The organism is Rhizobium sp. 05L429 (genome assembly GCF_056397645.1).
The window spans coordinates 44,354-57,576 of the sequence record NZ_JBFTNV010000041.1; the positions used below are offsets into that span (position 1 = coordinate 44,354).

General features: G+C 58.1%; 15 protein-coding genes and 1 tRNA gene. 9 read left to right on the forward strand and 7 right to left on the reverse strand.

Features of this window, described 5'->3' with window-relative positions; genetic code table 11:
• The first annotated feature begins 99 nt into the window (after window positions 1-99).
• From AC1DNW_RS31090 to AC1DNW_RS31110, 5 genes are all read left to right on the forward strand, one after another.
• On the forward strand, window positions 100-603 hold the full coding sequence (locus tag AC1DNW_RS31090; RefSeq protein WP_477832493.1) for a hypothetical protein: 504 nt from the start codon (window positions 100-102) through the stop codon (window positions 601-603).
• Window positions 604-814: 211 nt separating this feature from the next.
• Window positions 815-1,204: a hypothetical protein gene (locus tag AC1DNW_RS31095; RefSeq protein ID WP_477855343.1), complete on the forward strand. Its 390-nt coding sequence runs from the start codon at window positions 815-817 to the stop codon at window positions 1,202-1,204.
• Window positions 1,205-1,268: 64 nt separating this feature from the next.
• Window positions 1,269-1,583 (forward strand): hypothetical protein, encoded by a 315-nt coding sequence (locus AC1DNW_RS31100; RefSeq protein WP_477855344.1) that lies wholly within the window; start codon window positions 1,269-1,271, stop codon window positions 1,581-1,583.
• A 7-nt stretch (window positions 1,584-1,590) separates the two neighbouring features.
• Window positions 1,591-2,391: an SOS response-associated peptidase family protein gene (locus AC1DNW_RS31105; RefSeq protein ID WP_477855345.1), complete on the forward strand. Its 801-nt coding sequence runs from the start codon at window positions 1,591-1,593 to the stop codon at window positions 2,389-2,391.
• Between the two features lie 181 nt (window positions 2,392-2,572).
• Window positions 2,573-2,956: a thermonuclease family protein gene (locus AC1DNW_RS31110; protein ID WP_477855346.1), complete on the forward strand. Its 384-nt coding sequence runs from the start codon at window positions 2,573-2,575 to the stop codon at window positions 2,954-2,956.
• 40 nt (window positions 2,957-2,996) lie between these two features.
• On the opposite strand, the gene AC1DNW_RS31115 is transcribed toward AC1DNW_RS31110, so the two are convergent.
• The 4 genes from AC1DNW_RS31115 to AC1DNW_RS31130 form a co-directional block, all read right to left on the reverse strand.
• Window positions 2,997-3,557 (reverse strand): hypothetical protein, encoded by a 561-nt coding sequence (locus tag AC1DNW_RS31115; RefSeq protein ID WP_477855347.1) that lies wholly within the window; start codon window positions 3,555-3,557, stop codon window positions 2,997-2,999.
• A 297-nt stretch (window positions 3,558-3,854) separates the two neighbouring features.
• Window positions 3,855-4,811 carry a hypothetical protein gene (locus AC1DNW_RS31120; RefSeq protein ID WP_477855348.1) on the reverse strand — a complete coding sequence of 319 codons (957 nt, stop codon included), beginning with the start codon at window positions 4,809-4,811 and terminating at the stop codon, window positions 3,855-3,857.
• Window positions 4,812-4,928: 117 nt separating this feature from the next.
• A tRNA-Ala gene (locus AC1DNW_RS31125) sits at window positions 4,929-5,004 on the reverse strand.
• Window positions 5,005-5,151: 147 nt separating this feature from the next.
• Window positions 5,152-5,532, reverse strand: a complete 381-nt coding sequence (locus AC1DNW_RS31130; RefSeq protein ID WP_113298069.1) for a TIGR02300 family protein — start codon at window positions 5,530-5,532, stop codon at window positions 5,152-5,154.
• Between the two features lie 275 nt (window positions 5,533-5,807).
• Here AC1DNW_RS31130 and aroA point away from each other — a divergent pair, with 275 nt between their 5' ends.
• The 4 genes from aroA (at window position 5,808) to rpsA (ending at window position 10,331) form a co-directional block, all read left to right on the forward strand.
• On the forward strand, window positions 5,808-7,160 hold the full coding sequence (gene aroA / locus AC1DNW_RS31135) for a 3-phosphoshikimate 1-carboxyvinyltransferase (protein ID WP_477855349.1): 1,353 nt from the start codon (window positions 5,808-5,810) through the stop codon (window positions 7,158-7,160).
• A gap of 1 nt (window position 7,161) precedes the next feature.
• Window positions 7,162-7,803 carry an FMN-binding negative transcriptional regulator gene (locus AC1DNW_RS31140; RefSeq protein WP_113298067.1) on the forward strand — a complete coding sequence of 214 codons (642 nt, stop codon included), beginning with the start codon at window positions 7,162-7,164 and terminating at the stop codon, window positions 7,801-7,803.
• Window positions 7,804-7,807: 4 nt separating this feature from the next.
• Complete coding sequence (gene cmk / locus AC1DNW_RS31145; protein ID WP_477855350.1) at window positions 7,808-8,452, forward strand: (d)CMP kinase; 645 nt, start codon at window positions 7,808-7,810, stop codon at window positions 8,450-8,452.
• A gap of 178 nt (window positions 8,453-8,630) precedes the next feature.
• Window positions 8,631-10,331, forward strand: a complete 1,701-nt coding sequence (gene rpsA / locus AC1DNW_RS31150; RefSeq protein WP_477855351.1) for a 30S ribosomal protein S1 — start codon at window positions 8,631-8,633, stop codon at window positions 10,329-10,331.
• A gap of 77 nt (window positions 10,332-10,408) precedes the next feature.
• Here rpsA and AC1DNW_RS31155 read toward each other — a convergent pair whose 3' ends face one another.
• The 3 genes from AC1DNW_RS31155 to AC1DNW_RS31165 form a co-directional block, all read right to left on the reverse strand.
• Window positions 10,409-11,932 carry a ribonuclease E domain-containing protein gene (locus AC1DNW_RS31155; RefSeq protein WP_113307281.1) on the reverse strand — a complete coding sequence of 508 codons (1,524 nt, stop codon included), beginning with the start codon at window positions 11,930-11,932 and terminating at the stop codon, window positions 10,409-10,411.
• 227 nt (window positions 11,933-12,159) lie between these two features.
• On the reverse strand, window positions 12,160-12,786 hold the full coding sequence (locus tag AC1DNW_RS31160; RefSeq protein WP_477855352.1) for a ribonuclease D: 627 nt from the start codon (window positions 12,784-12,786) through the stop codon (window positions 12,160-12,162).
• Between the two features lie 110 nt (window positions 12,787-12,896).
• Window positions 12,897-13,106: a SlyX family protein gene (locus tag AC1DNW_RS31165; protein ID WP_113298063.1), complete on the reverse strand. Its 210-nt coding sequence runs from the start codon at window positions 13,104-13,106 to the stop codon at window positions 12,897-12,899.
• Between the last annotated feature and the right edge of the window lie 117 nt (window positions 13,107-13,223).

Below are 13,223 nucleotides of genomic sequence, written 5' to 3' on the forward strand. Positions count from 1 at the left end.
CTTTCTACGACTTAGGGACAGACTCACAAGGGCTTGGCCTATTGAGACAAACCACATACCCGGCTAGCATCGAGTGCAGAGCCGATAGGGGAGCAATCTATGCGGTTATTTAAGAATGCTGACGAATTCCCTTTGCCTCCAACAACATTGACAAAACAGGAATACCTTCGTTGGGGCGAACGATTAATAGCTAGATCGCAGGGGTTTGCGGACACAGGTCGATTTGCCGTGTTCTATCTAAAGCCATTGATAACGATTGCCATGACGCTCACCAGCGCCGGCGGAGCGGCAACAGTTTTGTCACATGGCGATCCGATCTTTGGCTGGGCTGTTGTTGTGCTAAGCGCTGCTGTCGGTGCAGCCAATTCATTATTCGCAACGTCATCGCCCGAGGCGCTGTACAGAGTGGACCGTCAACAGCAGGTCATGCTTTGGGCGGAGACGGCGCTGTTCAAACAAGGGTCACGCGCTTACGCCACAGACGATGAGGAGGCCAACTGCAAACTCTATGGAGAGACTATGATCGATCTTTCCACCAACCATATAACCAAATGGTCAAGCACCCCTAAGAAGACTGTCGAACAGTCGAATAGACGACGATAACGAGATGGAGGGCAACGCGTGTATAGCCAGAAGCGAATTGCTGCAACATGGATCCCATCCACCCCCTACCGGGGGGAAGTCGCGCGGTCACTGGCACGTAGATCACCTCTGAGATGCGTGACCCCAAAACTTCATTCGACTGTGCCTGTTGACTCCTATCAGAATGAGAACATAATAAGAACATCGCCACTCGAAACGGAGGATGACGGTTATGAGTATTTTGCCGATCGATGAGCTATGCCAAGAAGACGACTTCGATAGGAACCCCGTAGGTACTTACTGGACCCCGCCGGTCCCCGTGAGCATCCACGAGGTAAACCCCGCGCTTCGTGCTGCGGTGTTGCTGGCCATTGAGTCCCGCTCTGAAAGCTTAGACCAATTCGAGATACATCTCGCCTACGCCTTCGATATGGAGTCTTGCGCTCCGACTGGGACCTTTTTGGTTTCCATTGACGAGTCTAATGGGCGCGCCATCGGGATCTACAACGGTGCCGGTGATGTTGGAGCGACGGAGCCAATGTGGTTTGCCTTCGAGCAGGATATCGATCTAGCCTTCAATGCACTCTATGACCGAGCTAGAGAAAGAGGCTACCTGGCGTAGCTTTTAGCATCTCCCGGCTTCCGGACTGCCCGCCTAAAGGACGACGCCAACAGGCGAGACTGCCATGCCGGAAATGAACCAATTGAATAAACTCTCGCGCTGGTCCTTAGAGGATGCGCGTGAGGTCKGGCACATTCTCATTGTCCGGTGCGGTCTCTGCAATGTTACGCGCCGGTTCCTGCCTGCCGACATCCTTGAGCTCCGCAACAACACGACAATCAACCGGCTGCGGTTCGTCTGCCAGCACTGCAATAAGCGCGACTACATGGACGTGACCGTTTACCTCCCCTCTTCGTTGGAGATTGGCAAGCTTCCTGTTCGCCGTTTGGCCGGCGTCAGGGATGTGAAGGTGCCTGTCTGGCGGGACGAAACACTTTAGGTTTGAGATGGCTGACCGGAGAAAAAATCCTTATGCCCGATGGATATTTGATCGCCTTTTGCCGCACCACGTCGCCGTCTGGTGGGGAAACTATCGAACTGGCGAGCAGCCTCATGACTATCGGCAGAGAGGCGAAGTGTTAGCTTCAGCGATCGATCTTGAAAAAGAGTCGAAAAGCTTCAGCGCTTGGATTGAGTGGGATCAATACCTTGTGTTTTGCTTCAGCAATCGCGAGGCTGCTCGCCAGTTTAGAGGCAGGTGGCGCGGACAGTTCATCGACACGGACGAAGTTGCCCGTAACGGCGCATGGATACCAAGGGAGGGCGAAGTGTGTAATCTCTACCGAATGCTGAGCAATCAGGCGGCCATTCGCTCAATCACGCGGGCAATGATCGACAGCACCGGCAACATGGAGCCCATCACCGAAATCTGGCCCGACTATATGGCACCGATTGTTCGCAACACGCCTGTTGGCCGGGAGCTTGTAAACGTTCGCTGGGGTCTGCCGAGTTCGTCTCAGGCGATATTCCAAGCCGCCACCAAGCGAGCCGATGGCCTCCGCAAGAAGGGCAAGGAAGTGGACTTCCAGCAGGGGCTCACCGTCAATGACCTATACGGCTTTCTCACAACCGAGCCGAATGGCATCGTTGAGCCGGTCCATCAGAAAGCCATGCCGGTGAGCCTTACGGATAGCGATGAGATTGAGACGTGGCTGACGGCCCCGTGGGAGGAGGCCCGCCAACTTCAACGCCCGCTGCGGGATGACCAATTGGTGCGCCTTCCGGCTCCCGAGCAAATACCTGCATGAGTATCGAAGGACACTCAACGGCACCCGGCGCAAACGTCATCGTGGAGCATTACTGTTCGGTGGCCGGATGCACAAAGTGGGGTGGCTTCGGGTTTTCCTCGGGTCGGCCTACAGAGACCATCTGGTGGTGCTGGGAGCACTATCCCTACAAGCAGCCCTCTAGCGGTCCGGTGATGCTACGATGATCGCCGCCGCAATGCTGGTATGCGCCTCGCTGACTGCGGTGGACGGTGACACTGTACGCTGCGATGGACAGCTCATGAGGCTCCTTGGTGGCGGCATTCCGTTCGTCTCGGGGATAGATACCCCGGAGATTGGCAGCCACGCGAAGTGCATCAAGGAACGCAAGCTGGCACTGATAGCCAAAGGCAGGTTGAAGGAACTCCTGGAGGAGCGCGGCTTGCGGATCGAAATCAAGGGGATCGACAACACGCCGGCACATCGCCCCCTAGTGAACATCTACCGAAAGGATGGCCGGGAGGTCGGCGCGATGCTGTTGGCGGAAGGATTTGCTCGTGAGTGGAGACCCCGGCATAAGAACGATTGGTGCAGCTTCGATGGCTAAGGTGCGCTACGCCGAGCGGTCAGCCGGAATCGCAATCGATTTAACCGTTAAGCGGACCTTTCTCACGTCCAACGACGACATAGTTGATCGGAGTGCCTAGAAAGCAAAATAGCCGCATCGAGACTACGAGATAGGCGATATCCTTCTGCTTGACCCAAGAGTGCGATATCGCATGAAGAACAGCAGGATCGGCGGCCGGAATTGCTAGTTCACCGCCTACCCAGTGTCGGAAGTAATTMGTGCGGGCCGTTATTAGGTCCAGACAAAGGGGCATAAAACTACCAGCGCCTTCCTCTGCAACCGCATAAGCGAAAGCAAGGCGTGCAAGGTATTGGGCAGTTAAGTACGGATTAATTGAGCCAATGCGAGCGGCATTCGCGCCGTTCATGAAGGGGTTGGTGTCCTGGGTGAAGCTCCCGTGGTGCTGCACATTCCAGGGCAAGGGTGTTCCGAGCGGCAGACCTAAAATTATGCCCGGTTTGTCTAAATGCAAAGATGCATAGAAGACAGGGAAATTCGTTACATCGACCTMGGCTTCACCAAGATAACGCGCCTGCTCACCGGGCTCAAACGTGGAGAAACGAGAGAGGCCAATCGACAACCGCTTCGGCCGGTCTCGGGGTCTGCGCGTTGGAGAGTTGATTACTGACCGAAGCTCCTTAAGTTGGCGGCGATGCATGGGGCCTTCGATCTTGTTATTGATATCCGCACACGGCTGACAACTGGCCTGCGGCAGGATGGCCGAGTTCCCGGCTATTGCGAACGGTATGACATGTTCGTCGCCAAGCCGACCCGAAGTCGCGCCACAATAAATGCAACGATTGGCCGGGCTGTAGCGACGTGTGACACAGTCCGCGGCACTGTTGGGAATAACTAGCACAGCTCGGTCTGCCTTCACCTAGAGCCGCCCAGCAGCGATTGCGCGCAAGTTTTCCAGCTGAAAGGATTTCTCGTAGCTGATCGTCGAGACAGTCACGACTTTCTCATTGCCCACAATCTGAGGGCCAAGGGATTGAGTGTACCCGTCGTCGTTCGCGTGCCGATGAATATGAACGATGAGGCCATCGAAGTACAAGCGAAAGATGGGAATCTGCCGCTCGGGCTCCGATCCAATTGCGGGCGTTGTCTTAACTTGAGCAATCGGAGACAAATTGTGCTTGATCCCAAGCGTTGATAGCTGCGTTAAAGACGCCGGGTAAAAATCGATAGGTGGCAGCTCATTCTTCAAGAGCACCACGCGCAATCTCTCAAGATCATTTGCGGGCATCGAAATCTCGCTGAATTCGAGCATACTGCTGGCCGCCGCGCGCCAAAGCAGGCTGTAGATGAATAGGCGAAATTTTTCAGGCTCATCCACATCAACGGATCTGATGCCCCAGCCTGTCTCCTCCAAAATAACCCTGTTCCCCTGAAGCACTCGCGATGGCCCCCAGCCGCTCCAAACCAGCTTCTGCCTTCGAAGGTATGAAATCCCCCAGGTATCCAGGTCTCTGAGTATCAACTCTCCTTCCGCTGTCACGAGTTTTTGGTCATACCAACTGCTCCATCGCCGCACAGCGGGCTGTCCAAAGCCAGCTTGAATCAAAGGTTGCCCAGCAATCTCGGGCTTTGTGAACGCATGAGGTATTAAGTGCGACTTTGCATACTTCCCTTTGACCTTGGTCAGCTTGCAAATTCCTATACCCATCGGCGCGCCCATCCTTGATTCGGAATACAACCATCCGATTTTGCGTAGAAGTTGCGCCGCGATCAATGATGATATCGAGCCAAGCTGTCTCGTTTCTTCAATCGGCAGAAGGAGCAGTGCTGTTTTCAGGGTGTCTGGATTGCGCTCAATGAGGTCGAAGCAGCGCAAGGCGGGCAGACATGAATCGGTGGGTACTCTCGCTGGGTACTTTCCTGGGTACTTACCGAAGCATCATGCCGCCACAAGGCATTGATTTTAAATAAAAACAACGGATGAAAAGAAATTTGGTGGAGCTAAGCGGGATCGAACCGCTGACCTCTTGCATGCCATGCAAGCGCTCTCCCAGCTGAGCTATAGCCCCATCAGGGTGGTCCAGCTTGCGCCGGTCCTGGGATACTCCGGAGGCGTTTCCTCTGGAGTGGCGGCTTATTACTTGCGGTTTTCGCAGATGGCAAGCCTAAAAAATCCGGCCCGGAATATTTTTGTCATCCGGGCCGATATTCGTCGATCAGACTTCGTCTTCGTCGCCGGTGACGCCGATGATGTCGCTCATGTCGTCATCCTCGTCATCTTCATCAACTTCGAGGAAAGTATCGTCGTCATCGCCTTCGACTTCGACATCGTCGTCGCCGATATCAGGGATATCGTCGCCGGAAGCGGCGTCATCTGCGTCTTCGAGCGAAACCAGTTCGACTTCGGTGTTTTCGGTATCGACTTCAGCAACCTCGTCATCATCCTGAACTTCGGCGAGTGCCGAGGTTTCCTGGAAGAAGGACAGGGGATAGGATTTGCCGGTATAAGGGGAGACGATCGGATCCCGGTTCAGATCGTAGAACTTCTTGCCGGTTTCCGGATCAGTGCGCTTTGTACCAAGTTCCGCTTTCGCCACTATAAGCCTCGTGAGAATGGCCGAATGAGAAATTCGGCAAATGCCGTCAAACCGGCGTTCTATTCGGAATTTATAAGCCGGTCCCCATAATCGCTACGGCTTCTCATGTCAAAGCTAAACTTCATAGGGCACTTCAGGCTTTTCGCCGCCATTCCGGATGACCGTTCGGCAAGTTTGTGCTAACCAGCCGCGATTGTCGCAAGGCCGGTCGGAAAAACACCCCGTCACCGGGGCGTAAGCGATCTGAATGTATTGCCTTTGCAAAGGGTTAACCCATGTCGCAGGGTTTCGCATTGAAGCCGGCCCTCACTCGCAAATCCTCCGGCCTTTCCGGAACCGTCCGTATTCCGGGCGACAAGTCGATCTCGCATCGCGCTTTCATGCTCGGCGGACTGGCATCGGGGGAAACACGTGTCACTGGGCTCCTCGAAGGCGAGGATGTGGTGAATACCGGCAAGGCGATGCAGGCCATGGGCGCCATAATCCATCAGGATGGCGGCGCATGGATCATCAATGGAACAGGCAATGGCGCATTGCTTGCACCTGAAATACCGCTCGATTTCKGCAATGCCGGTACCGGCGCGCGCCTGACCATGGGCCTTGCCGGCGTCTACGACTTCGACACAGTCTTCACCGGCGACGCCTCGCTCTCTCGGCGGCCGATGGTCCGCGTGCTCGATCCCTTGCGCAGGATGGGCGTGCAGGTGAAGGCCATGGAGGGCGACCGCCTGCCGGTCATGCTGCGTGGGCCTGAAACGCCGGCCCCGATCCGCTACACCCTGCCCGTGGCCTCCGCGCAGGTGAAATCGGCGGTATTGCTGGCCGGCCTCAATGTACCAGGTGTGACGACGGTCATTGAGCCGGCGATTACGCGCGACCATACGGAAAGGATGCTGATCGGCTTCGGCGCGGACCTATCCGTGGAGACCGACACGGACGGCACGCGGACGATCCGGCTGCAAGGCCGCGGCAAGCTGACCGGACAGACTATCGACGTACCCGGCGATCCCTCCTCTGCCGCTTTCCCGCTCGTCGCGGCTTTGCTGGTGCCGGGCTCGGACATCACCATTTCCAATGTGCTGATGAATCCGACCAGAACCGGGCTGATCCTGACGCTGCAGGAAATGGGCGCCGATATCGAAATCCTCAATCCACGCTTTACGGGCGGCGAGGATGTTGCTGATCTGCGCGCGCGCCATTCCGAGCTGACCGGCGTCACCGTGCCGGCAGAGCGGGCACCTTCGATGATCGATGAATATCCGGTTCTTGCCGTCGCCGCCGCCTTCGCCAAGGGCCGGATGGTCATGAATGGCCTGCAGGAACTGCGGGTCAAGGAGTCCGACCGGCTCTCAGCCGTCGCGGAAGGGCTGAAGCTCAACGGCGTCGAATGCGAGGAAGGCAAGGATTGGCTTTCCGTCACCGGCAGGCCGGATGGCAAGGGGCTCGGTTGTGCCGCAAGTGAGCGGGTAAGCACACATCTCGACCATCGCGTCGCCATGAGCTTCCTTGTCATGGGGCTGGCTTCGGAGCATCCTGTCGGCATTGACGACAGCAGTATGATCGCAACCAGCTTTCCGCAGTTCATGGCTCTGATGGAGAGCCTTGGGGCGAAGATCGAGCAGGCCTGACATGTACCAGCCACCACATTTCCGCGAGGAAGACCTTGGCGTGCAGCATGCGCTGATCCGCGCCCATCCGCTTGGCCTGCTGATTACGGCGGGCAATTCCGGGCTTATCGCCAATTCGGTGCCCTTCCATCTCGATGCCGAGGCCTCTGAGAAGGGAATGCTGCGGCTGCATCTGGCACGGGCGAACGGGCAGTGGCGCGATATCGCGGCCGGCGCGCCGGTGCTTGCCGTCTTCCAGGGCGCCAATTCCTATGTCACGCCATCCTGGTACAAGACCAAAGCAGAGACCGGCAAAGTCGTGCCGACCTGGAACTATGCGATCGTGCAGGCGCGCGGGGCCGCCCGGGTGATCGAGGACGAAGGCTGGCTGCTTTCGCAGATCAACGCAATTACAGGCGAACAGGAAGGTCAGCGCGCAAGGCCCTGGTCGGTCGGTGATGCGCCTGACGATTTCATCCGTGCCCAACTCAAGGGCATCATCGGCGTCGAAATCGAGATCGCCGAGATCGAGGGCAAGTGGAAGGTGAGCCAGAACCGACCTATCGCCGACCGCGAAGGTGTTGCCAAGGGCCTGGACGAGATGGCAGAGCAGGCCGAAATGCAGGAACTGGTGCGCCGCTACGGCGGCCTTGGCACGGAATGAATTGATGACCGACAGCTTTATCATCGCCATCGACGGCCCGGCCGCGGCGGGCAAGGGCACGCTTTCGCGCCGGATCGCGGAGCAATACGGCTTCCACCACCTCGATACCGGCCTCACCTACCGGGCGACGGCCAAGGCGCTCATCGATGCCGGGCTGCCTCTCGACGACGAGACGGTTGCTGAAAAGATGGCGCGCGAGGTTGAACTGGCCGGGCTCGATCGCGATATACTCTCGAGACACGAGATTGGCGAAGCCGCCTCAAAGATTGCCGTGATGCCGGCGGTTCGCCGGGCGCTGGTGGAGGCGCAGCGGCGGTTTTCCGGGAAGTTGCCGGGGACGGTTCTCGACGGGCGCGATATCGGCACCGTCGTCTGCCCTGGCGCACCGGTGAAACTTTATGTGACGGCATCGCCGGAGGTTCGCGCCAGACGCCGCTACGACGAGATCGTCGGCAAGGGTGGCTCGGCGAATTTCGATGCGATTTTCGAGGACGTCAAACGACGCGACGATCGCGACATGAACAGGGCGGACAGCCCGATGAAACCGGCGGTCGATGCGCACTTGCTTGACACGTCGGAAATGAGTATAGAAGCCGCGTTTCAAGCTGCAAAGTCGTTTATCGACGCCGCTTTGAACCGAAATGCCTAAGACAAGCGATTTTCCGTGCTTCGTGCGCGGGACGCTCATGCGAAAGCAAGCCTGAAATTCCGTCCAAGCGCCGGATTGCCTTCTTAAACGAGGGCGGACTGGGTTCAGGCCCATTTAACTCGAACCAACCGGCGCATACGTGAGCCTTGAAGCTATCGAAGGCCACGCAGGAGATTTTATGTCAGTAGCTACTCCCTCTCGCGAGGATTTCGCGGCCCTTCTCGAAGAGTCCTTTGCCAAGAACGATCTGGCCGAAGGCTATGTTACCAAGGGTATCGTCACGGGCATCGAAAAGGATGTCGCCGTTGTTGACGTCGGCCTGAAGGTCGAAGGCCGCATCGCGCTCAAGGAATTCGGCGCTCGCGCCAAGGATGGCCAGCTCAAGGTTGGCGACGAAGTCGAAGTCTACGTTGAGCGTATCGAAAACGCGCTCGGCGAAGCAGTTCTGTCGCGCGAGAAGGCTCGCCGCGAAGAAAGCTGGGTCAAGCTCGAAGCCAAGTTCGAAGCTGGCGAGCGCGTCGAAGGCGTTATCTTCAACCAGGTCAAGGGTGGCTTCACGGTCGACCTCGACGGTGCGATCGCCTTCCTGCCGCGTTCTCAGGTCGACATTCGTCCGATCCGCGACGTTACTCCGCTGATGCACAACCCGCAGCCCTTCGAAATCCTCAAGATGGACAAGCGCCGCGGCAACATCGTGGTTTCGCGCCGTACGGTTCTGGAGGAATCCCGTGCCGAGCAGCGTTCTGAAATCGTTCAGAACCTCGAAGAAGGCCAGGTTGTTGACGGCGTCGTCAAGAACATCACCGATTACGGTGCGTTCGTTGACCTCGGCGGCATCGACGGCCTGCTGCACGTCACCGACATGGCATGGCGCCGTGTGAACCATCCGTCGGAAATCCTGAACATCGGCCAGCAGGTCAAGGTTCAGATCATCCGCATCAACCAGGAAACCCACCGTATCTCGCTCGGCATGAAGCAGCTCGAGTCCGATCCGTGGGATGGCATCCAGGCCAAGTATCCGGAAGGCAAGAAGATCTCCGGTACCGTTACGAACATCACCGACTACGGTGCGTTCGTCGAGCTGGAGCCGGGCATCGAAGGCCTGATCCACATCTCGGAAATGTCCTGGACCAAGAAGAACGTTCACCCCGGCAAGATCCTGTCCACGAGCCAGGAAGTCGAAGTCGTCGTTCTCGAAGTCGATCCGTCCAAGCGCCGTATCTCGCTCGGCCTCAAGCAGACGCTGGAAAACCCGTGGGCAGCATTCGCCCGCAGCCATCCGGCCGGCACTGAAGTCGAAGGCGAAGTCAAGAACAAGACCGAATTCGGCCTGTTCATCGGCCTCGACGGCGATGTCGACGGCATGGTTCACCTCTCCGACCTCGACTGGAACCGTCCGGGCGAACAGGTCATCGAGGAGTTCAACAAGGGTGACGTCGTCAAGGCTGTCGTTCTCGACGTCGATGTCGAGAAGGAACGCATCTCGCTCGGCATCAAGCAGCTCGGCAAGGATGCGGTCGGTGAAGCCGCTGCTTCCGGCGACCTGCGCAAGAATGCAGTCGTTTCTTGCGAAGTCATCGCTGTCAACGACGGCGGTATCGAAGTGAAGCTCGTCAGCCACGAGGACATCACTTCCTTCATCCGTCGCGCCGATCTCGCTCGCGATCGCGACGAACAGCGTCCGGAACGCTTCTCGGTCGGCCAGACCGTAGATGCCMGCGTCACCAACTTCTCCAAGAAGGACCGCAAGATCATGCTGTCCATCAAGGCTCTGGAGATCGCGGAAGAGAAGGAAGCCGTTGCTCAGTTCGGTTCGTCCGACTCGGGCGCTTCGCTCGGCGACATCCTCGGCGCGGCTCTGAAGAACCGCGGCGAATAATCCTTCGCTGATCCATTGAAATAAGAACCCGCCGGATCGCTCCGGCGGGTTTTTTTGTCTTAAGGGAATGTCTGGAATTATTCCCAGCCGACCATGCGCTGGTAGAGGGCATAGACCGGATCGGCGACCGTTGCCGGAGCAGTAGACGGATCGGGATCAAACATTTTCGGCTGGCGCCTCTCCTCCCGCGGGGCTTCCTCCCCGCCGGCCTGCTGCTCGTCGCCGCCCTGACCGGATTGCGCCTGCTGCTGCTGATCCTGCGAGCCACCATTTTCATGATGGCGCTGAGGAGGCTCGTCCGCCTTGGTCGCCTTATATTCATCGCGGGCGAACTGATAAGGGGTTTGCGCGTAGGGAAGGCCTTCTGGCATGCGGGCCGCGAGCGGAACATAAGAGAGCGTTTCGACGACTGCGACGGGAACCGTTTGCGGCTGCGCAACGATTTCGCGGGCGGGACGCGCCGTCTGGGCAACAGCAGCGATTTCCGCCTGGGACGGGCGAGAGGCCTGGGCAGATGCAGGCTCGAGCACATCTTCCGGGGTCGTTCGAACCAGGCTCTCCGTCGCCTCGCTGATGACGGCCTCGTCCAGCATCGCATCGATTTCGACAGCGGCTTCGACAGGCGTCTCCGTCAATAGGACGGCGGCTTCCTGCTCGCGGATGATCGTTGCGATCATCTGCGAAACCTGCTCGGTCATGGAGCTGACGATACCGGTCCAGTTGCGCGGGATAACCGGATCGGCCTTGGCGGAGATTGCCTGCTGTTCCGGCTGAGACTGCTCAGCGGCTTTAACCTGTTCCGGTTCGACCACTTCCTGCTCCGCCGGCGCAGGCTGGACTTCTTCCGTCTCTCGCAGCATGACTGCCAGCGGCGAAGTTTCTTGCATCACCGTCGCAGACTGGCCCCGACCGCCGGTCTGTTGGTCCTCGACGGTTAGATCGACCGCCCCGACAACAGGTGCTTCTGCCGAAGCGGTTTGTTCGGCGAGATCAGGCATTCCCGCAGCCGGCTTTGCGGCGGGCTGGCGTGCGGTGGGCAGGTTGTCTTGCTGCAGCTGGATTTCCGGCCGCGTCTCGATACGCGGCGGCGCCCCATCATTCTGGCGATAAGAGCGGACAACGGCGCGGGCTGCGAGATCCCTGTCCTTATGGCTKATGATCTCCAGATAGGAGATGACACGTGCGGCTTCCGGACCAGTGGGATTCTTGAGGGCCGCGGCGACCATCCTCAGTGGCAGACTGTGGCCATCATCGGAAAGCTGGCGCTCGACCGCATCAATTGCGGCGTCGGGCATGCGGCGGATGGCCTCGGCGACACGAGTGGCAAAAGCCTGATCGGATTCGCCTTCGCCGCGCTGCAGGGACATGGTGCGCCCGGTGGCATTGATGATGTCGAGAAGCGCTTCAATCATGCGCTGGCGCGCGGCAATGAGCAGGATATTGAGCTTGCCGGCAATCGCGGCATTGAGGTCGGCTGCTTCAACTGCATTCACCGGGGTGGGGGCGACCACCGACCGGCCGAGGCCGCCGGCAACGATTGCCGCCGTCTGGCCCTGAGAAGAAAGACTTGCATTGGACGCTGAACGAACGGGAGACAACACAGGCATGCTCCTTTCGCAAAGTGGCTATGAAAGCAGGTTTTACAAAGAGACCGCGCTCATCCGGCCCCTTGCATCCTGGCAGATCCTCCTGTCCGCACCGGCGCACTTTTTGCGCCGTCGAATGCATAAAAATTAATGATAATGTTACTGAAAATCCCTTAACGAATAGCTAACGACCGCGGACGTGTTATCCGCGGGCCAATCAGCATTTCCAATGAAATGCTGACTCAGCTATGGGCGAAGATATCCGCCTCTTCCCAGCCGAGAAGATCAAGCTTGGCTCGTGTCGGCAGGAATTCGAAGCAGGCCGTCGCATGCTCCAGACGGCCGTCACGAATGAGGCGCTGATTGAGCTTGTCACGCAGCGCATGCAGATAGAGCACGTCGGAGGCAGCGTATTCGAGCTGCGCCTGTGAAAGTGTTTCGGCAGCCCAGTCGGAGGATTGCTGCGCCTTGGAGATATCGACTTCAAGCATCTMCTTGAGATTATCCTTCAGGCCGTGGCGATCCGTGTAGGTACGGGTCAGGCGGGAGGCGATCTTCGTGCAGAAGACCGGCGTCGTGGTGACATCGAACGTATGGAAGAGCACGGCGATGTCGAAACGGCCGTAATGAAAGATCTTCTGGTGTGTCGGATCGGCAAGCAGCGCGACCAAGTTCGGAGCTTCCTTCTGACCAGCCGCAATACGGATCACGTCCGCAGAGCCGTCACCCGGCGAAAGCTGCACGACGCAGAGACGATCCCGGCGCGGCACGAGGCCGAGCGTTTCGGTATCGATCGCGATCGCCCCGGTGTAACGGGCGGCATCCGCCGCGGAAATATCGCCTTGGTGATAACGGATGGTGGCCGCCATGGGATGTCTCTCGTTCAGCTTCGTCTTTCCGGGCTATATCGCAAAGAGCGGAAGCGCGAAACCGCTTTTCCTGCTGCGGGCCAGCTATCTGGCGGCGGCGCGTCGTCCGTTCAATAATGCGGTGGCCTGGTGATCGCCGGCGCCTCCAGCGACTGTTCCTCCAGGCTCAGGAAGCGCTCAGTCAATCGGTCAAGCTTGGCGCGCGTCTGCTCCATGACCTTCCATTGTTCGGCAAGCTGATCGGAAAGCTCATCGATCGTCTTTGCCTGGTGGGCCAGCATTTCTTCCAGTCTGGTAATGCGGGCTGCCTCGTCGGACATCGGCTTTCTCCCCTGATATCAGGTGGCATTCCAAAGCCGAAATAGGCCGGGGCGTCAATGGTTTCGAGGGCCAAAGCAAAGGATTCCGAAAGTGAACCGTTTGGTTACCAAAAGGCC

Coding starts and splice junctions, on each gene's coding strand:
- AC1DNW_RS31095 (WP_477855343.1), top strand. CDS start 815: ATGAGTATTTTGCCGATCGATGAGCTATGCCAAGAAGACGACTTCGAT.
- AC1DNW_RS31110 (WP_477855346.1), top strand. CDS start 2,573: ATGATCGCCGCCGCAATGCTGGTATGCGCCTCGCTGACTGCGGTGGAC.
- AC1DNW_RS31090 (WP_477832493.1), top strand. CDS start 100: ATGCGGTTATTTAAGAATGCTGACGAATTCCCTTTGCCTCCAACAACA.
- cmk (WP_477855350.1), top strand. CDS start 7,808: ATGACCGACAGCTTTATCATCGCCATCGACGGCCCGGCCGCGGCGGGC.
- AC1DNW_RS31140 (WP_113298067.1), top strand. CDS start 7,162: ATGTACCAGCCACCACATTTCCGCGAGGAAGACCTTGGCGTGCAGCAT.
- AC1DNW_RS31105 (WP_477855345.1), top strand. CDS start 1,591: ATGGCTGACCGGAGAAAAAATCCTTATGCCCGATGGATATTTGATCGC.
- AC1DNW_RS31165 (WP_113298063.1), bottom strand. CDS start 13,106: ATGTCCGACGAGGCAGCCCGCATTACCAGACTGGAAGAAATGCTGGCC.